We start from the raw sequence: 19,069 nt of genomic DNA, 5'->3' as shown, positions 1-19,069 counted from the left end.
CGCGAGCGCCTCCGCGCGGTCCGGCTGACCCGTCCCGGCGAGCACGTGCGCGCGGCGCGCCTCGACCTGGAGCAGCACCTCGGGCGCACCGGCGACGCGCGCGACCCGGGCGGCCTCGTCGAAGTGCGCGTGCGCGGCGTCGAGGTCACCGTCCTGCGCGCTCGCGACGGCCCGCTCGGCCGCGACCTGCGCGCGCAGCATGGGCTCGTCGCCGTCGTCGAGCAGGTCGAGCGCGCTCTGCAGGACGGCCGGACGGTCGGGGCCGAACGGCGTGACGTCGAGCAGCACGCGCGCCGCGACCGACCGGTCCTCGGCGGAGGTCGGGCGGGCCTCGACGAGGATCGCGTAGGCCTCCGTGTGGAGCGCCCGGGCCTGCTCCTCGAGCGCCTCGGCGGCGACCCGCGACCGGACGCGCGCCCGCTGGACGGGGGTGCCGTGCGCGTCGACGGCCGCGATCACGGCGGCCACGTCGACCGGGCGACCGGCTTGCAGGTCCGCCAGGACCTCGACGAGCACGGCCTCGGCCTCGTCGCCGAGCGTCCGGTAGAGCTCCGCGGCGCTCGTCGCGAGCGACACGTCGGGCTGCGGGGACGGCGCCCACAGCGCGAACGCGTCGAGATCCGCGGCGGCGCGCACGGCGACGGCGTCGACCCGGTCGAGGGTCGCGAGCTCGCCGTCGCGGCGCGCCTTCCAGTGCGCCACGAGACGCGTCCACGTCGGGGTCGACGCACGGCGGCGCGCGAGGATCACGAGCTCCGCGAGCGCGGGCAGGTCGAGGCCGCCCGGGTCGGCGCCGAACGTCGGGTCGAGCGGGGTCCGGACCACGTCGAGGCGCGCGACGGTCTCGGCGGGGGCCGTGACGGGGCCGAGCGGGAGGTGCGGGAGGTCGGGTGCCTCGACCCACGCGCGCACGCGGTCGCCGACGGCCGTCGTGCCGTTGCGCTCGTCGAACGCGCGCGCGAGCGACCACGTCTGCTCCTCGACGCGGGCCAGCAGGTCGGCGGCGCGCTCGGGCGGCCGACCGCCACCGCGGACCGTCGCGTCGCCGTCCCCGGCCGCGACGACCGCGTGCAGCAGTCGCGTCGCCGCCGCGGCGAGCTCCATCCCCGCGTAGGGCGACGACGGGTGCTCGAGCGCGTGCCGCTGCTCGCCGAGCACCTCGAGCCCGCGCGTGAGGTTGCCGGTGCGCGCGAGCACGTGCAGGTGCCGCGCGACCGAGGCCGTGTCCGCGGGGTTGGACCGGCTCGCCCGGAACGCGGTGCGGTGCAGCGTCGCGGCGCGGTCGTGGTCGCCGACGACGACGAGCGACGTCAGCGCCTCGCCGATCGCGACCTGCGGCTGCTCGCTGCACCCCACGTCGCCGTCGACCACGGGCGCGAGCTCGGCGAGCACCTCCGCGTGCCGGCCCAGCTCGGCGAGGTGCGCGATGCGCGCCGACGGCTCGCAGCCCTCGCAGTCCGACAGGTGCGTGCGCGGCGCGCGCACCCACGCGTCGAACTCGGCCTCGGCCGCGGCCTCCCCGTCGACGTGCGCGCGCAGCACGTACGCGCAGCCGAGCACGGGCGCGAGCCCTTCGCCGGCTTCCGCGTACCGGCGCCGCATGCCGTCGAGCACCTCCTGGAGCTGCGCGAGCGGCACCTGCGGGTGGTCGACGAGCCACGTGACCATCCACTTGTGCAGCCAGAGGACCTCCCACCGCTGCTCCTCCGTCATCCAGCCGGGCGCGGCGTCGTACTGCTGGAGGACGTAGACGAACGGCGCGAACATGCGGTGCCGGTCGTTGGCGTGGTGCAGCGACGACACGTACGCCAGGCGGGCGCGGAACCGCAGGTCGGCGTCGCCCTGCGCGTCGGCGACCTGGACGAGCTCCGTCGCGACGTCGGGCTTCGCGTTCGGCGGCGTCTGCGCGAGCCGCTGGAGCAGCTCCTCGACCTCGGCACGCGTCACGGTCATCGGGTCGTCCCCTCGGGGTCGGTGGCGGGGGTCTCGGTGGCGGGGGTCGCCGTCGCGACCGCGCGGTCCAGCAGGGCGTTGAACGAGCGGTCGAGCAGGGCCGAGTCGGCGGGGCGCAGGCGTCGCGGCGCGGCGAGCAGGGCGCGGCCGTACAGCGTCTCGGCGGCGAGGCCGCGCAGCGTCGCGTCGTCGAGCGCGAGGACGCGCCGGACCGTCGGGTTGGCGTCGTTGAGCAGCAGGCGCGGGCGGTCGCTCCCGCCGTCGTCGAACGCCCCCAGCAGCGCACCCCACGCGTCGTCGACCTCGGCGGCCACGGCCCGGACCTCGCGCCGGTCCTGCGCCGCGTCGTCCTCGACGAGCAGCGCCGGGAGCGTCGCGGGTGCGTACGAGCGCAGCTCGACGTCCACCTGGACGGCGTCGAGCACCGCCCGGACCTCGTCGAGCGCCGACGCGACCTCACGCGCGCGCTCCTCCCCGACGAACCGCACGTGCCCCTCGACGTCCGTCGGCGTCACGCGCTCCACGACCGCGTCGGGCCGGACGTCGACCAGCCGGTGCACGAGCGCGAGGTCGAACGTGTACCCGCCGTTGACGACCGCCACGCCTTGCGCGGCGAGCACCGCCCCGACCTGCCGGAAGTCGTCGATCGACTGCGTGACGCGCACGACGTCCGTCGTGGCCAGCAGCTGGGGCAGCGTCGTGACGCCCTGGTTCGTCTCGAAGGGCAGCAGCGGCAGGACGATGCGCAGCAGCTCGTCGTCGTGCAGCGCGAGCGCCTTGACCGCGGTGTCGTGCAGCGACAGGAACTCGCGCAGCCGGTGCGGCTGCGTCGCCGCGAGCCGCACGAGCCACGCGCGGACCTGCTCGCCGATCGACGTGCGGACGTGCTCCAGCAGGTCGTCCTCGACGAGACCCTCGCGGTCCGCCGTCGGGCGCAGCAGCTCCGCGTCGACCGCGCACCGCACGAAGAACGCCCACTCGGGGACGAGGTCCGGCACCTGGTCGGACAGCAGCATGCCCTTGAGGTGCACGCGGTGGCGCCCGTGCCGCGCGCTCGACGAGCGCTGCCCGGCGATCACGGCGACGCCGTCGAGCCCGGCCTCCGGCACCCGGATCGGCAGCACGTGGAACGGCGTCCCGCCGAGCTCGGCCTCCGCGAGCCGCACGCACGCGTCGCGTCGCCGCTCGGGGTCCGTCTCGCGCCACGGCGGGGTCCGGTCGCTCACCTCGACGTCGCCGTCGGGCGTGCGGACGACCACGCGGTGCGGCAGGTACGCGCCGTAGTGCCGGGCCAGCTCGACGACGCTCGGGCTGCTCAGCAGGTGCTCCGACCCGCGGCGCGGTGCGAGGGCGACGCACGTGCCCGGGCCGGCGCCGAGCCAGCCGGCGCGCTCGTCGTCCGCCTGTTCGTTCCCGGCCCAGGGCTGCAACCGGTACGTCCCGTCCGCCTCGCCGACCCAGCGCACGGGCGGCTCGTCGGCCCGGTCGCCGCGGCGGGACACGACCTCGATCGCGTCCGTGACCATGAAGCACGACAGCAGCCCGATGCCGAACCGCCCGAGCAGGTCGGACCGCGCCAGGCCGAGCTCGTCGCGCTTGCTCGACCGGCCGATCGTCGCGAGGAACGTGCGTACGTCGTCCTCGTCGAGCCCGACGCCCGAGTCCATCGCGTGCAGGCGGCCGTCGTCGGACACGTCGGCCGGGACCAGGAGCAGCGCCGGGCGGTCGTCGCGCGCGCCGCGCACCGTCACCGCGTCGACCGCGTTCTGGACGACCTCGCGCACGTACACGCGCGGGCCGGAGTAGAGGTGGTGGCTCAGGAGCTCGACGACGCCGCGCAGGTCGACCTGGAAGGCGCTCTGCGTCGTCGTCCCGCTCGTCCCGTCGTCAGGCACCCGTGCACTGTAGGTGCCAACCCCCGCGCCCGGTGCTGGTTCTCCGGGGCAGGACGCTCTCAGGCGAAGTCGAGCGTCTCGACCCGCTGGCCGGTCACGTCGGCGATCAGGTCGAGATTCTTGTCGACCGCGAGCACCGTGAGGCCCAGCTTCTCCGCCGTCGCCGCCACCAGAAGGTCAGGGATGGAGGCTGATCGGTGCTCGCCGCGCTCGGCGAGAAGGATCTGCACCTCGACCGCACGCGCCTCGATCCCGGGCGTGAGGTGCTCGACGGGCATCAGCGAGATCGGGGGGACGTCGCCGGCCGCGCGTGCGGCTCGGGCGGACACCGCGCTGAAGCCGACCTCGAGCCGCATGACGACGGTGATGCGGAGCAGACCGCGTTCCAGCCGCGACTGCCAGAGATCGCGGTCCACCGCGTACGGGAGCCGGACGAGGGCCGACTCACATCGCTCTCGGTGGCGCGGGGGAAGGTGGCGAACTGAGCGACATCGGCGCGGCCGCGAGGCATCGATGTCGCGCCGTCGGGGCGTCGTCGTGTCGTCGCGCCGGGGGGCGGTTCCCCCGAGTCGGGGAATCACCTGCTCTCCCGGCCCGAACGCGGCGCGGGCGTCGCACCGCACGGTTAGGCTCCCCGGAGTCCTGACGCCCACCGCCCCCGGACGTGGCGTCGCCCTCCGCCCGCGCGCTCACGCGCGCGCCCGTCAGACAGGGGAACCGTGGCCGTCCTCACCGCGGACAAGCGCGTCCTGCACGCCGACCTCCAGGGCGACTCCGTCCGGGCCGCGTCCGGCTCGATGGTCGCCTACACCGGCAAGGTCGAGTTCAAGTCGGCCGGCATGGGCGGCGGCGGCGGTTTCCGCGCCGCGCTCAAGCAGCGCGTCGCCGGCGAGTCGATCTCCCTCATGACGTGCAGCGGCGCGGGCCGCGTCTACCTCGCGCAGGACGCGATGGACGTGACCGTCGTGCAGCTGCAGAACGACCGGCTGACGGTCGAGTCCGACCACATCCTCGCCGTGACCGACGGTCTCCAGCTCGACGTGCAGTTCGCCGGGCTGCGGGGCATGACCAGCGGGCAGGGCCTCGCCACGACCACCGTGACCGGCACCGGGCAGGTCGCCATCATGTCCGAGGGCCCGCTGATCGCCCTTGCCGTCACCCCCGGCGAGCCGCTCGTCGTCGACCCGGACGTGTACGTCGCGGGCACCGGGCAGACGCAGATGAGCCTCGTGTCGGGCGTCTCCTGGCGGTCCGTCATCGGCGAGGACGGGGGCGAGCCGTTCTCCCTGCGGTTCGAGGGCAACGGCACCGTCTACATCCAGCCGGCCGAGCGCTGAGAGGGCGACGACGATGGCGTTCGAGAAGGTCAACAGCAAGGTCGTCCGCATCCCCGTGACGACGCAGAACCCGGTGCTCGCGCGGCGCGGCGCGATGCTCGGGTACGAGGGCAACGTGTCGTTCCGCCCGATCAGCGGCCAGGGGCAGGGCGTCGGCGGGTTCGTCGGCGCGGCGATGTCCGGCGAGTCCAACCCGATGATGGCGACCGAGGGCAACGGCTCCGTCCTGTACGGGTTCCGCGGCCTGCACGTGACGGTCGTCGACCTCACGGGCGACTCCCTCACGGTCGAGGCGGACCGGCTGCTCGCGCACGACGCGAACCTCCAGACGAGCGTCGAGTTCATCGGCCAGGGCGGCATCCGCTCCGCGGTCCGCGGCGCCATGACGGGGCAGGGCCTGTTCACCACGCGCATCTCCGGGCACGGGTCGGTCGCGCTGCTGTCGCACGGCGGCACCTTCCCGCTGCAGCTCACCGGGGACGTCGTCGGCGTCGACCCGCAGGCGTACGTCGGCCACACCGGCGCCCTGAACGTCGACCTCAAGGCCAGCGTCGGCCTGCGCGACCTCGTCGGCCGCGGGTCCGGCGAGGCGTTCCAGCTCCACGTGTCGGGACACGGCACGGTCTATGTCCAGGCGTCCGAGGAGAAGTTCTGATGATCAGCGGGATCGACACCACGGTCTACGACGCCCGGACCCTCCCGGCGAACGACAACGTCAACGCGTACTCGTTCTCGATCGACCTGAACGGCGAGTGGTTCACGTCGAAGGGCGCGATGATCGCGTACTACGGCAACATCGACTTCTCCGCCGTGAGCGCCTACGCGTCGCGCGCGTCCTGGGTCGCGGCCCGGTTCGCGTCGCCGCTGTACGCGCAGGAGTGGGTCGTCGCGAGCGGTCGCGGCAAGCTCGTGATCGGCGACCGCGGCAACGACATCAACTCGTACGACCTGGGCGACGGCAACCTCACGATCAAGCAGACCAACCTGCTCGCGTTCGAGACGGGCCTCGAGCTCAAGCAGTCGATCGTGCCCGGGTTCGTCACGCTCATCGGCACGGGCAAGTTCCTCGCGTCGTCGAACGGGCCCGTCATCTTCGTCGAGCCGCCGTTCCGCGCCGATCCCGAGGCGCTGCTCGGCTGGGCCGACTGCCCGTCGCCGAGCCACCACTACGACTACAACTGGATGGCGCACTCGCTCATGTCGGGCGTGCAGATGCTGTTCGGCCGCGAGTCCGGCGAGGAGCGGCAGTACGACTTCACCGGCAAGGGCACCGTGCTGCTCCAGTCGTCCGAGGTGCAGCGGCACGACCCCGCGCTGCTGCGGATCGTCGAGGCGCAGACGCAGATGCTCGACGCCCACTCCGCGGGCCAGCTCGGACACAAGCTCGTCGCCCGGTCGCAGCAGGCCTGACCGCTGCTGCGGCGGTGCGCGCGACCGGCCGCGCCGCCGCAGGACGGGCGTCGTTGGGCCGCCTGCGCGTTCTTCGACGACGTGCGGCTTCCGCGCGGGTGCGCGGGTCTAGGGTGGGCGGCGCAGTCCGGCCAGGTTGAGGAGGAAGACCGTGCCGCGCGTGACCAGTGCCGACGTGGCTCGGGAGAGCGGCGTCTCGCGCACCACGGTGAGCTACGTGCTGAACGCCAAGGACGGCGTCGTCATCACCGACGCGACCCGGCAGCGCGTCCTCGACGCGGCGGCCCGCCTCGGCTACACCCCGTCGGCGGCGGCGCGGACCCTGCGCTCGGGCCGGTCGGACCTCGTGCTCGTCGTGCTCCCTGACTGGACCGTCGGGCCCGTCATCGACACCCTCATCGACCACCTCACGACGACGCTCGCCGACCACGGACTGTCGGTGCTCGTGCACAGCGGCCGCGGCAAGGGGTCGCTTGCCGACCTGTGGCGTGCGGTGACGCCGTGCGCTGTGCTGGGCCTCGCGCCCTTCGCCGACGAGGACACCTACGCGATGCGTCGGGCCGGCATCCCCGTCGTCGGCACGGCTCTCGACGAGGACCCGCACCCCGAGATCTTCTCCGTCCCGCAGACGAACATCGGCGCGCTCCAGGTCGACCACCTGGTCGAGCGCGGGCACCGCGCGCTGGCCTACGCCGCTCCTGCCGACGACCGGCTGTCCGCCTTCGCCGACCGGCGGCTCGCGGGCGTGCAGGCCGCGTGCCAGGACCACGGGTTGCCCGCCCCGCGCGTCGCGGCCGTCGGGCTCGACGTCGAGTCGGCGACGGCCGCCGTGCGCGCGTGGCGGTCCGGCGACGAGCCCGTGACGGCAGTGGCCGCGTACAACGACGAGGTCGCGCTGGCGGTGCTGGCCGGGCTGCGCGCCGAAGGGCTGCGCGTGCCCGACGACGTCGCCGTGATCGGCGTCGACGACATCCCGACCGCGAAGCTCGCGGCCCCGCCGCTGACCACGATCTGGCAGGCCATCGACGCGCAGGCGTCCTACCTCGCGGCCTCCGTGCTCGCCGCGCTCGACCCCGCGGTCCGGCCGCCGTCCCAGACGAGCGACGTCTTCCACGTCGTCGCACGCGAGTCCACCTGACCCTGCCCGTCGAGGTCCCGGTCGCGTCGTCGTGTCCCGGCGTGACGCCCCCACGACGCGACGGCGAGCCGTCCTGATACGACGACAGGGCGCACCCGCCGGTGTGGAGCCCGGTGGGTGCGCCCTGTCGTCGGTCGGCCTACTGGAACGTGAACCAGTTGACGTTGACGAAGTCGGCCGGCTGACCGGACTCGAACGTCAGGTAGACCGTGTGGGTGCCGGTCACGCCCGCGATGTTCGTCGGGACCGTCTTCCACGTCTGCCAGCCGCCCGTACTGCCGATCGCGAAGCTGCCGACCGGCTGGGCGGTGGGGCTGTCGAGCCGCACGACCACGAGCCCGCTGACCCCGGCGGCCGCCCCGGACGCGACGCGCGCGCTGAACTGCGTGCGGGCCGTGGTGCCGAAGCGGACGTTGTCGAACCGCAGGTGGTCGCCGTTGCCGATCCAGGCGACGTTGAGGCCGCCGTCGGTGTCGGACGTCGCCTCGGTGGCGGTGCCCGACTGGCCGTTGAACGCCTCCGCCTGGATGCGGGACGTCGCGTCGACGCCCGTGCCCGTGCCGGCCGACGTCGTGACGGACACCGAGCCGCTGGTCGCGGACCGGTTGCCGGCGGCGTCGTACGCTCGGACCGCGAACGTGTAGGCCGTGGACGCGGACAGGCCGGACGCGGTGTAGGACGTGCCGGACGTCGAGCCGACGACCGTGCCGTTCCGCAGCACCTCGTACCCGGTCACCCCGACGTTGTCGGTCGACGCGGACCACGCCAGGGTCGTCGACGACGAGGTCGTGCCCGACGCGGCGAGACCGCCCGGCGTGGACGGTGCCGTGGTGTCGCTCCCGGTGCCGGACGGCGTGGAGACGTTGACCGACGTGCTGGACGACGACCGGTTGCCGGCCGCGTCGTACGCCCGGACGGCGAACGTGTACGTCGTGCCGGCGGACAGCCCGGACGCCGTGTACGTCGTGCCGGACGTCGAGCCGACGACGGTCCCGTTGCGCAGCACCTCGTAGCCCGTGACCGCGACGTTGTCGGTCGAGGCCGACCACGAGAGCGAGGTCGAGGACGACGTCGTGCCGGATGCGCTCAGCCCCGACGGGGTCGAGGGCGCCGTCGTGTCACCGCCGGTCGAGCCGCCCGTCGTCGACGCGACGGACCGCGCCGGCACGGACAGCGTGACGCCGTTGGAGAACGTCACGGTGATCGCCGAGCTGCCCATGTTGGCGGCCTGGTAGGTGCGCGTGCCGTTCTTGACGAAGACCGCGTGCAGCGGGGTGTTCGCCGTGACGGACCGGTCGACGGTGCCGAGCACGGACAGGTTCTTCAGCCAGTAGAACGTGTGCGCCCGGGACTCGCCCTCCTCGACGGTGTACGAGCCGGCCTGGGACCGGAACTCGGACAGCGCGGTGGGGGCGTCGGCCAGGGCCTGGAACTCCCAGATGATGTCCTGCCACACCGTCGCCTTGCCGCCGTTGTTGCGCTCGAGCTCCGTGAGGTTCCGACCGATGTACGACGGGTTGTAGCCGAGGTAGAGGTGACCCGCGGTGCTGGGCAGCAGGTTGATGCCCTGGATCATCTCGGGCTCGGCGGAGAACCACGTCGAGTACGCGCCGCCGTCGCCCCACACCATGCCGACCGTGGAGTGCCCGAAGGAGGCCGGGAACGCCTCGTCGTCGGTGTCGAACCAGTAGTTCTCGATGGCCGACGCCTGCGTCGTGTAGAGGTAGATGCCCAGGTCACGGACCGTCTTGTTGCCCGTCGCCTGGCCCCACTGGATGAGCCCGCTGGCGAAGTTCATGCCCTCGGACGACGACTCCTGGTTGTTGCCCGCGCCGAACGCGCCGTGCCCGGAGGCCCAGTCGTGGCCGGCGTAGATGTCGAAGTCGCGCAGGAACGGGAACCGGGTGTCGGTGCGGTCCCAGTTCGCGGCGTCCTTGATGACGGTGTTGACCATCCCGCCGTACGCGGAGTCCGCGGCCCACGACGGGTCGAACTGCGCGACGTTCGCGGCCGCGACGACGTAGTAGCCGTAGTGGAAGTGGTGGTCGTTGAGGTCGGTGTCCGAGCCGTACGACGCGGGGTAGCCGATGAGCGTGCCCCACGACGGGTTGTACCAGAACGCCCGCTGCGTCTCGCCGGAGGACGCGGTCATCCAGTCGGTGAGGCGCGTCTTGACCGAGGCGAGCAGCTTGTCGCGCGCGGTGGTGTTGCCCGTGAGGTTGGCGATCTGGATGACCTGCGCGGCCCGGCCGAAGGCCTTGCCCGTCCAGTAGGTGTCCTCGCCGAAGCCCGCGAACGGGTCGGTCGCGGCGACCTGGTCGACGTAGCCGTTCAGCTGCGTCGCGTCGGCCGAGCCGGGCGTGAAGCCGGTCGACGCGAGCTGCGGGAGCACGCCGTTGAACGCGGTGACGGTCTGGAACTGCGACGAGCCGATGACGACGCGAATCGGGCCGCGCGGCGAGACGTACGCGTAGCTGCTCGGGGTGACGCCCGAGAGCTGGTCGCGCTGGTGCGGGTAGAGGGCGTACACGGTGCCCGTCGCCGACCCCTGCTTGGCGGTCGTGGTGAACGCGTAGGTCGCCGTCATGCGCGCGGTCGACTCGTCGTACGACCACGACACCTTGGTGCCCGTGACGTGGTTGTGCGCGTAGGTCGCGTAGGCGTTGAGCGCGGCGACCTTGTCCGACGTGCTGCTGCCCGACGCCGTCGGGAGGACCGCGACGGAGAAGAAGTCCTTGCCGTTCAGCGACGAGCTGATCGACGTCCCCGAGATGTTCCACGTGGAACCAGAGGGTGCGAACGCCGCGTAGTCGTGCCCGTTGACCGTGAAGCCGAGCGCCGCGTTGGTGTTGCTCCACACGGTCGGCGTGCCGGTCGTCGTGAGCGTCGCGTTGCCGCCGGTCTTGGTCGCGTAGACGAACGGCAGGCCGTGCCCGAACGTCGTGCGCAGGCTGCTCGAGCCGTTCGTCCAGAGCTCGCTGACGGTCCAGTCGGAGTAGCCGTCGACCTTGCCGTCCGACGACAGGCCCGCGACGCCGAGGCGGAAGTCCTCGGCGTAGGAGTAGTGGTACTCGCTCACACCCGTCGACGTGCCGGAGACGCTGGGCGTCGTCGGGTAGCTCACGCCGAGCCCGTTCGTGAACGCCTTGAACGTCAGCGGGTGCGCGACGAGGTTCTCGGAGATCGCGTTGCAGTCGAACTTGCGCCACAGCAGCGACGTCCACCAGTCGTTCGTCGGGATCGCCCCCGCCGGGAAGCTCGACGTGACGTGCGCGCGCGGGTTGGTGACCGGGGTGCCGTTGCACTCCGTGGGCACCGCACCGCCGCTGGGCGTCCCCTCGGCGTAGCTGCCGGAGCCCACCGCGACGGCGGCGGCGCGCGGGACGGGCAGGAACAGCGCCTGGACGAGGTACGCCACCAGGGCGCCGAGCACGATCATCGCCACGAGGGCGCGCCGGTCGACGGCTCGCGCCCTCACCGGCAGGGGATGGGATGACATCCGACGGTCTCCGTTCTCGGGTCGGGTGCCGCCGGCTGTCGTCGTCGACGCGTCGTGCGGCACCGGGGGCGGCGCGGGCGTCGGGGGACGTGCGCGCCGGGACGTGCTGGTCTCACCGGCGTCGCGAGACGCAGCGCCGGTGCGGGGCGGGCGCCGGTCGTCGGCGCGGTGGCGCCGCGACGTCCCTGTCGCAGCGCGGACCGTGCCTCGTGGCCGGCGTGGTGCGGGCGGCTCGTGACCGCCGTGGTGCAGTCCGTCGCCGGCGCAGGGCCTCGTCTCTGAGGCCTGGTCACGGTCGTTGACTCGTGTCACCGGCGTTGAGCGTCAAGGCTGGTGGCGACGCCGGACAAAGTCAAGCGGAAGGAGGAAGTCGTCCCCGGACGAGGGACACCGCCCGCACCCGCCCTGCGCACGCGCGTCACCCGCACGTACGCGTGCGACGGCGTCGGCACCGCCCGGGCAACCCGGTCAGGCGCGGTACTCGAACAGCACCGTCCCGGCGTCGTCGCGCACCACCGCGCGGTGACCGTCGGTGACGTCGAGCTCGACGTGCAACGCCTCGTCGCCCGCGCGCGCCGTGTACGCGTACCGCGTGTTGGTCAGCGACGTCGCGGTGGTCGTCGCCCGGACCAGCCACGGGTGCCGACGACGCAGCCCGATGAGCTCCTGGTGCCGGCGGAACGTGTCGCCGCCCCACGCCGCGAGGTCGCCCGGCGACGCGGGCATCGACGGGCGCACGTCGTCGTCGCCGCCCAGCCGCTCCTCCTTGACGCCCGCGTACCCCTGCTCGTCGCCGTAGTAGACGGACGGCACGCCACCGACGGTCATGAGGACGACGAGCGCCAGCACGGCACCCTCCGGCCCGACGGTCGACGCGATGCGGCTGACGTCGTGGTTCCCCACGAACGTGCTGGTCAGCACGCTGTCCAGGATCTCCGCGTGCCGCTGCAGCGCCCAGTCGAGCTCGAAGAAGTTGCCGTCGACGAGGCTGCTCCAGATCGCCTTCCACAGCTCGTACTGCGTCACCGAGTCGAACGTCGCCGCCCGCGCGATCGCGGCGTAGTCCCCGTGGATGACCTCGCCGACGAACCACGCGTCGGGGTGCGACTCGCGCACGCGCGGCAGCACCTGCGCCCAGAACTCGGTCGGCACCGCGTACGCCGCGTCGAGCCGCCAGCCGTCGATCCCGCGGTCGAGCCACGTCGTCATCACGCGTGCGACGAGGTCGACGACCTGCGGCGAGCCGTGGTTCAGCGCGACGAGCGAGCCGTGCCCCTCGAAGTCGCCCAGCCGCGGCGCCGCCGGGTCCGACCAGTCGACGCGCAGCACGTCGGCGAGCGGACCGTCGGGGCCGCCCTCCAGCACCTCGCGCACCCATGGGTGCCCGGCGCCGACGTGGTTGAACACCCCGTCCAGCACGACGCGCAGCCCTCGCTCACGGCACGCGGTGACGAGGTGGTCGACGTCCTCCTCGTCGCCGAGCCGCGGGTCGATCCGGAAGTGGTCGAGCGTGTCGTACCCGTGCGACTCCGACGCGAACACCGGCCCGAGCAGCAGCCCCGACGTGCCGAGCTCGACCGCGTAGTCGAGCCACGCCTCGAGGTGCCGCAGCCGGTGCGCCGCGTCGTGCTCGGTCCGGATCGGCGCCCCCGTGAACCCCAACGGGTAGACGTGCCACCAGATGCAGTGCTCGACCCAGCCCATGCCCCTCCTCAGCCGACGCGTGCCGTCGGTCCGACCGTACGGGCCCGCGCGCGCAGCGCCCACCAGACGACACCGCCCACCGTCAGGCCCAGCCCGAGCAGGCCGAGGACGATCGTGAGGAAGACGCCACCGATCGTGCCGAACACGCCCAGCAGGAACGACGACGTCCGCTGCCCCTCCGCGACGACCGCGAGCGCGCCGTCGCTCGGCGAGCCCGGGACGACGACCGTGTGCTGACCCGCCGTCGCGACGGTGAACGCCGCCACGTTGGACGCCCGCCGGTCGCCGCGCTGTGCGTTGATGCTGACGCCCGGGGCGTCGTCGACCTCGACCGGCGACCCGTCGGGCCCGACGACCCGCACGTCCGCGTCGAGGCCCGTGTGGGCGTCGACGTCGTCGACCACGAGGAACACGTCGTAGCGCCCGGGCGCGAGGTCCACGTCGACCGCGCCCGGCACGTCGGTCCATGCCACCGCCGAGGGTCCCGCCTCACCCTGCGCGTCGATCACGCCGAGCGGCAGCAGCGACAGGAACGTGCGCAGGACCACGACCGCGGCGACCATCGTGGCGACGAGCAGCAGCGCGCCGGCCGACGTCAGGACGACAGGGCCGACGAGCGAGCGGCGCGGCGTCGTGGAGGTCGGCGGGGCGGGCGGCGGGTACGAGGCGTCCACGGTCGCTGGACGTTACTCCGCCCTGCTCCCCGGGTGGAGCGGACGCGCGCGGCGGGTCGCACAGTCCGCGAGGCGACCGGGTCACGACGAGGCGGAGCCCCGAGGGTCCTCGTGCAGGACTCCTCGGGGCTCCCCCTGGTCGACCGGGCTGTCGGTCACCCGGTCCGTGGGCCGCTCACGCGGCCGTCGGTGCCGCCGGCCGAGCGGCGGGTCAGCCGGCGAACGTCTGGAGCTCGGCGATGCGCGGCGTGCCCGACGCGCTGACGATCTCCAGGGTCACCTTCTTGAGCGACGTCGACGAGAACGAGACGACGCCGGGTGCGCCGCTGCCGGACGCGAGGGTCGAGCCGTTGTCGCCGTTGAGGATCTTCCAGGAGCCGATCGAGCCGCCGCCCGACGCCTGGACGACGTTCACCTTCGAGATCGTCGTGGCGGAACCCCACTTGACCGAGATCTTCCCGGTCGAGCCGGAGGGCGACCAGTACGTGCTGGTCGAGCCGTCGATGACGTTGCCGTAGCTCGTGCCCGACGCCTTGCTCGAGCCGTCCGCACCCGCGCCGATGCTCAGGTTGGTGCCGCTCGGCGGCGTGGTCGGGTTCGACGTGGGCGTCGGGTTCGACGTCTGGGTCGGCGTCGGGTTCGAGGTCTGCGTCGGCGTCGGGCTCGGGTTGGTCGGCGTGCAGGAGCCGTTCGACGTCTTCAGGCCCTTGTTCGCGCCGGCGGTCGACGAGACGACGCTGGGGACGCACGACGCGCCGTCGAGGGAGTACGAGTACGGCACGGAGACCGTGGTGGTCGACGCCATGCTCGGCCCGGCGGGGTAGTTGTCGGAGCCGGTCGAGGACCAGGTCACGTTGTCGAGGATGTTGCCGGCGGTCTGCCAGGTGCCCCGCTCGGACGTGTAGAACGTGCCGAGCACGTCCTTCGAGTCCTCGAAGTAGTTGTTCTCGACCTTCGCCTTGGCCCCGGCGCGCGAGTTGATGCCGGACTTGGCGAGGTTGACGTAGTGGTTGTTGTAGATGTGCGCCGTGCCGCCACGCAGCAGCGGCGTGCGGGACTCGATGTTCGAGTACAGGTTGTGGTGGAACGTGATGAAGCTGTTCCCGGTGTCGCTCTCGCTCGACCCGATGAGGCCGCCGCGGCCGGAGTTGCGCAGGATCGAGTAGGACAGCGTCACGTACTGGACGTCGTCCTTCATGTCGAAGAGGCCGTCGAAGCCCTGGTCCTCGCCGCCCGACGCCTCGAGCGTCACGTGGTCGACCCAGACGTTGCGGACGGTGCTCTCCATGCCGATGGCGTCGCCACCGTTCGACGTGGGCGAGCCGGACTTCTTGACGTTCTTGACGGTGACGTTCTGGATGATGATGTTCCGCGAGTCGCGGATGTGGATCCCGATCTGGTCGAACGTGGCACCGCTGCCCACGCCCTCGATCGTCACGTTGCTGATGCCCTTGAGCTCGATCACGCCCGCCGCGGTGTTGCACGAGCCCGACACCTTGGCGGTGTTGCCGACGGTGATCGTGCCCTCGACCTGGATCGTGATGGGCGTGCTGGTGCTCGCGCGACCGCAGAGCGCCTGGTGGATGGCGGTCCCGCTGGTCGCCTTGACGGTCGTGCCGCCGGCACCGCCGGTGGTGCCGCCGTTCTGGGCGGCGTAGCCGTTGGCGGACCCGGCGACCGCGACGGCGCCGGGGGCAGCCAGGGCGGTCAGTCCGAGCGTGGCAGCCAGGGCCGTCGTGGCTCCCGCTGCGAGGAGTCGCACTGCGACTGGTCGGTTCATCGTTGCCTCTCACCTCGTCATCGAAGGGGCAGTGCCGTGGTGCGTCCCGCGCGCCGTCGAGGGCGCTGCGCCGCGTCGTCGCGGGTTCTGCAGACGTCACCCACACCGTGTGAGTAACCGGTTTCTCGATCGTAGGACAGCGGTTTCCGCAGACTCAACGGCTAAACGTTTCGCGACGCGAAAAGCCTCTTGACCTGCAGCGATGCGAGCCCGGGCGAGCACCTTCGCACGCTTCTCACCACGCGGGACGTCCCGACGGAGCCCTGGACATGCCATCAGACGCGGGGGACAGTGCGCGCTCTCGACAGGAGGTCACCGATGAGCGCCGAGTTCCTCTGGTACATCCCCAACCAGGTCGCGCCGGGTCACCGCGGCGAGCCCGTGTCCGCACGCCACAACAGCCTGGACACGCTCACCGAGCAGGCCGTCGCGCTCGAGCAGCACGGCTGGAGGGGCGCACTGCTCGGCACCGGCTGGGGACGGCCCGACACCTTCACGGTCGCCGCCGCGCTGGCCGCGCGCACCACGACGTTCGAGCCGCTCGTCGCGGTCCGGCCGGGCTACTGGCGCCCAGCGCACTTCGCGGCCGCCGCCGCGACGCTCGACCACCTCACGGGCGGCCGCGTGCGCGTCAACGTCGTCTCCGGCAAGGACGACCTCGCCGCGTACGGCGACGCGGACGGCGACCAGGCCGACCGGTACGCCCGTACGCGCGAGTTCCTCCAGCTCGTCCGACGGCTCTGGACGCAGGAGCACGTCGACTTCCGCGGCGAGCACTTCCAGGTCACCGGGTCGACGGTCCAGCCCCGCATCGAGCCGCGCGGCGACCGGCGGCACCCCACCTTGTACTTCGGCGGTGCGTCCGAGGCCGCCGAGCGGGTCGCCGCCACCGAGGCCGACGTCCAGCTGTTCTGGGGCGAGCCGCTCGCGGGAGTCGAGGAGCGCATCGACCGCCTCCGGACCCTCGAGCAGCGGCTCGGTCGCGCGCACCCGCCGCTGCAGTTCGGGCTGCGCGTCACGACGTTCGTCCGCGACACCACCGAGGAGGCCTGGGCGGACGCCGAGGCGAAGGTCGCCGAGCTCGCCCGCACGCGCGGCACCGCACCCGTCGACCGGCACCGCGGCACCGCCGTCGGTCAGCAGCGCCTGCTGGACCTCGCCGCTCGTGGCGACGTGCTCGACGACCACCTCTACACGGCTCCGGGCCGGTTCGGCGGCGGGGGTGCGGGCACGACGTGGCTCGTCGGGTCCCCCGAGGACGTCGCGAAGTCCCTGCGCCGCTACCAGGACCTGGGCGTCACGCACTTCGTCCTGTCCGACACCCCTTACCTCCGCGAGATCCGCCGCCAGGGCGACCAGCTGCTCCCGCTGCTGCGCGACTGACCGGCGGCGCCGCTGCGGGGCCGACCGGCACGCCGTCGGGGATCCTCCAGCGCACCGGCACGCCGTCGTCCTAGGCCACGGGAAGTCGCCCCACCACGAGTCGGTGAGCGGGGTTCGCGGCGTCGCCGGCGGCCGTCACCAGCAGGCTGAGCCCGGCGACGAGAGGAGCGCTCAGCCGGTGGCGGACGGCGGGGTCGACCGTCGACCTCGGGTCGGCGTCCCACTCGTCACGAGCACGCAGACGCACCGCCTCGGCACCGAGCGTGTACGGCCGGTCGGCGGAGGGGATCCGTCGCCGGTGCAGCTCGTGGGAGTCCACCCGCAGCGCCGCGACGGTGAACAGCTCCGGCTTCCCTGCCTTCTCGAGCCAACGGCCGTAGCCGAGATGCCGCCAGTCGACCACGTCGTCGCGGCGGAGCCCGGTCTCCTCCTCCAGCTCGCGAAGCGCACCGTGCGCGGCGATCGTCGCGAGGTCGGACGCCCCGGCCGCACCGACGTCGGCGGGTTCGAGGGACCCCGAGCCGCTCGGTGCGAGCAAACCGCCGCTCGACTCGTTGTGGGCGGACTGCGAGACGACGACCAGCCGACCGTCGGTCGTGAGCGCGAGCACCGACGTCCCGATCGCGTTCAGCAGCCAGCTCTCGCCGTGATCGCGCAGGCGCCCTCGTCGGTCGACGAACAGCGAGCGCCCGAATCCGCTCTCGAGCCGGCCGGACACGAGGACGTCCTTGGTCGCGAAGATGTCGCTCCCCAGGTGGTCCCAGTACCGCGCGGGGACGAGGTTCCACGTGGTCGTGGGCAGGGTGGGCCCGGTGCCGACGTCGGTCGCGAGCCCCAGGAGGTGGCCGTTGTACGTCGCACCGCGCGAGACGCGGCGCCGACAGAACGCGGCCCCGTAGCCGCGGAGCTCACGCGGCAGGACGTAGCCCGTGAGGCTGAGCCTCGCCACCACGGTGCCGCGGGCGATCGCGGCCGCCGCGACGGAGTCGAGCACCACGTGTCCCGCCCCCGTGTCGACCACCCGGAACCGGTCAGAGCCACGGAGGGAGGCGGCGACGTCCTGGAAGTCGTCGACCCGGTCGACGAACTGCACCGAGGCCAGTCGTGCGGCGTGCGCGCGCACCTCCAGCACCAGCAGGACGAGCGAGACGAGCGCGAGCGACCAGTTGAGCCACACGGGCGTCGCTCGGTAGAGGCCGATGACACCGGCCGCCGCGAGCACGACGCTCAGGACGATCCACCGGGTCTGGAGGAGGAAGGCCCCCAGGCGCCATGCGGTGGTGAGGACCCACCGGCGGACGACGGTCATGAACGACGCCGGAGGCCGCACGCGGGGGTCACGCGGCCCAGCGTAGGGCGCCGGCTGCCCGCTCCGACGTCGCCGCTCTCCGCGGACCGCCCGAGTCGTCCGTCCGTGGTCCCGGCCGCTGTGCTTCACGCGCCGAAGATCACGGCGACATAACGATCTACCTGGTACCGCGTCGATTTACCTAGTACCGCGTGGCTCAGGTGCCGGACCGACTGCTAGACAGTCGCTCGGTTGCGCCCGAGGGCCCGCTCGACGACCACCGTCAAGGGTGACGGTGCAGGTAGCGGGCCCGTCGGGCGACCGTGTCCCCGCACCACCGCCCCGGGCGCACCCCGCCGGCGGTCACCACGACGAGGTGGTCAAGCATGAGGCGTCACATCCTGGCGGGCCTCGCCCTCGCGGTCCTCGCGACCGCGATCGTCCTGTTCTCCGGCCCTGACCTCCAGGGCGTCACCCTCCTCGGCGCCGCGCTCGGCGGGGCCCTCGGGCTCGTGCCCGACCGCTCCCCCGGCGCGCGCGCCGGGGCGTTCGCCGTCGGGTTCCTCGCCGCGTGGCTCGGCTACGCGCTGCGGGCCGCCGCACTGCCCGACTCCGCCGCCGGACGCGCCGTCGCCGTGCTCGTCGTCCTCGCGGTCTGCCTGGCCGTCGCCGGGGCCACGCGCGGGCGCCTCCCGCTGTGGGCGGCGCTGCTCGGCACCGCCGCGATGGCCGGCGCGTACGAGGCCACCTACTCCGCGGACCCCTCGGCGTTCGTCGCGTCGTCCGCCGCGACCGCGACGTCGATCCTCCTCGCGGCCGGCGCCGGCTTCGTCGCGACGTCGCTCCTGGGCGTCGTCGTCGAGCAGGACCGCGCGCAGGAGCGCGCCGACGCGGACGCCCACGAGTCGTCCCCGGCGCCCGCGGTCACCGCGCCCGAGCCTGCCGGAGGCTACGAGGCCGCCGGCACGCACGCGCCGGCCCGCCCGTACGCCGCCCCCGACCCCGCCC

The 19,069-nt window shown here is 73.2% G+C and carries 14 protein-coding genes; 6 read left to right on the top strand and 8 right to left on the bottom strand.

The genetic code is table 11. The features are described 5' to 3' along the window. From CTKZ_RS10305 to CTKZ_RS10295, 3 genes are all read right to left on the bottom strand, one after another. The coding region (locus tag CTKZ_RS10305) for a hypothetical protein (RefSeq protein ID WP_200829699.1) at positions 1–1,953 on the bottom strand (1,953 nt) is incomplete at its 3' end. Then, positions 1,950–3,848, bottom strand: coding sequence for an HSP90 family protein (locus CTKZ_RS10300; protein ID WP_124342869.1), 1,899 nt, complete (start codon positions 3,846–3,848; stop codon positions 1,950–1,952). The genes CTKZ_RS10305 and CTKZ_RS10300, both read right to left, overlap by 4 nt. 59 nt (positions 3,849–3,907) lie before the next feature. Further along, the gene (locus CTKZ_RS10295) at positions 3,908–4,264 is read right to left on the bottom strand and encodes a PIN domain-containing protein (protein WP_124342868.1); all 357 of its coding nucleotides are present in this window, start codon (positions 4,262–4,264) and stop codon (positions 3,908–3,910) included. Positions 4,265–4,567: 303 nt separating this feature from the next. Here CTKZ_RS10295 and CTKZ_RS10290 point away from each other — a divergent pair, with 303 nt between their 5' ends. The 4 genes from CTKZ_RS10290 (at position 4,568) to CTKZ_RS10275 (ending at position 7,733) form a co-directional block, all read left to right on the top strand. Next, entirely contained in the window at positions 4,568–5,185 is a 618-nt protein-coding gene (locus CTKZ_RS10290) for an AIM24 family protein (protein WP_124342867.1), read from the top strand. 13 nt (positions 5,186–5,198) lie between these two features. After that, positions 5,199–5,840 carry an AIM24 family protein gene (locus CTKZ_RS10285; RefSeq protein WP_124342866.1) on the top strand — a complete coding sequence of 214 codons (642 nt, stop codon included), beginning with the start codon at positions 5,199–5,201 and terminating at the stop codon, positions 5,838–5,840. Further along, positions 5,840–6,595 (top strand): AIM24 family protein, encoded by a 756-nt coding sequence (locus CTKZ_RS10280; RefSeq protein WP_124342865.1) that lies wholly within the window; start codon positions 5,840–5,842, stop codon positions 6,593–6,595. Before CTKZ_RS10285 ends, CTKZ_RS10280 begins: the two co-directional genes overlap by 1 nt. A 160-nt stretch (positions 6,596–6,755) precedes the next feature. Further along, a complete protein-coding gene (locus tag CTKZ_RS10275; protein ID WP_235843434.1) occupies positions 6,756–7,733 on the top strand; it encodes a LacI family DNA-binding transcriptional regulator in 978 nt (325 codons plus the stop codon). Positions 7,734–7,872: 139 nt separating this feature from the next. Here the strand turns inward: CTKZ_RS10275 and CTKZ_RS10270 are convergent, their stop codons facing one another. The 4 genes from CTKZ_RS10270 to CTKZ_RS10255 all read right to left on the bottom strand — a co-directional run bounded on the left by CTKZ_RS10270 (position 7,873) and on the right by CTKZ_RS10255 (position 15,390). Further along, on the bottom strand, positions 7,873–11,232 hold the full coding sequence (locus CTKZ_RS10270; RefSeq protein WP_124342863.1) for a glycosyl hydrolase: 3,360 nt from the start codon (positions 11,230–11,232) through the stop codon (positions 7,873–7,875). Between the two features lie 468 nt (positions 11,233–11,700). Continuing rightward, entirely contained in the window at positions 11,701–12,936 is a 1,236-nt protein-coding gene (locus CTKZ_RS10265) for an alpha-amylase family protein (RefSeq protein WP_124342862.1), read from the bottom strand. Positions 12,937–12,944: 8 nt separating this feature from the next. Beyond that, complete coding sequence (locus tag CTKZ_RS10260) at positions 12,945–13,610, bottom strand: hypothetical protein (RefSeq protein WP_124342861.1); 666 nt, start codon at positions 13,608–13,610, stop codon at positions 12,945–12,947. A gap of 211 nt (positions 13,611–13,821) precedes the next feature. Next, positions 13,822–15,390, bottom strand: a complete 1,569-nt coding sequence (locus CTKZ_RS10255; RefSeq protein WP_124342860.1) for a pectate lyase family protein — start codon at positions 15,388–15,390, stop codon at positions 13,822–13,824. A gap of 318 nt (positions 15,391–15,708) precedes the next feature. Here CTKZ_RS10255 and CTKZ_RS10250 point away from each other — a divergent pair, with 318 nt between their 5' ends. Continuing rightward, the gene (locus CTKZ_RS10250) at positions 15,709–16,773 is read left to right on the top strand and encodes an LLM class flavin-dependent oxidoreductase (RefSeq protein ID WP_124342859.1); all 1,065 of its coding nucleotides are present in this window, start codon (positions 15,709–15,711) and stop codon (positions 16,771–16,773) included. 70 nt (positions 16,774–16,843) lie between these two features. Here CTKZ_RS10250 and CTKZ_RS10245 read toward each other — a convergent pair whose 3' ends face one another. After that, complete coding sequence (locus tag CTKZ_RS10245) at positions 16,844–18,082, bottom strand: NUDIX hydrolase (protein ID WP_124342858.1); 1,239 nt, start codon at positions 18,080–18,082, stop codon at positions 16,844–16,846. A gap of 365 nt (positions 18,083–18,447) precedes the next feature. Between CTKZ_RS10245 and CTKZ_RS10240 the strand changes: the two genes are divergently transcribed. Then, on the top strand, positions 18,448–19,069 hold a 622-nt coding region (locus CTKZ_RS10240; protein ID WP_235843433.1), incomplete at its 3' end, for a hypothetical protein.

This window comes from Cellulomonas algicola, from assembly GCF_003851725.1.
Classification (GTDB): domain Bacteria; phylum Actinomycetota; class Actinomycetes; order Actinomycetales; family Cellulomonadaceae; genus Cellulomonas; species Cellulomonas algicola.
Note: the sequence above shows the minus strand (reverse complement) of the source record. Positions and strands in the feature narration are given on the sequence as shown.

Coding starts and splice junctions, on each gene's coding strand:
- CTKZ_RS10285 (WP_124342866.1), top strand. CDS start 5,199: ATGGCGTTCGAGAAGGTCAACAGCAAGGTCGTCCGCATCCCCGTGACG.
- CTKZ_RS10280 (WP_124342865.1), top strand. CDS start 5,840: ATGATCAGCGGGATCGACACCACGGTCTACGACGCCCGGACCCTCCCG.
- CTKZ_RS10270 (WP_124342863.1), bottom strand. CDS start 11,232: ATGTCATCCCATCCCCTGCCGGTGAGGGCGCGAGCCGTCGACCGGCGC.
- CTKZ_RS10265 (WP_124342862.1), bottom strand. CDS start 12,936: ATGGGCTGGGTCGAGCACTGCATCTGGTGGCACGTCTACCCGTTGGGG.
- CTKZ_RS10255 (WP_124342860.1), bottom strand. CDS start 15,390: ATGAACCGACCAGTCGCAGTGCGACTCCTCGCAGCGGGAGCCACGACG.
- CTKZ_RS10250 (WP_124342859.1), top strand. CDS start 15,709: ATGAGCGCCGAGTTCCTCTGGTACATCCCCAACCAGGTCGCGCCGGGT.
- CTKZ_RS10245 (WP_124342858.1), bottom strand. CDS start 18,082: ATGACCGTCGTCCGCCGGTGGGTCCTCACCACCGCATGGCGCCTGGGG.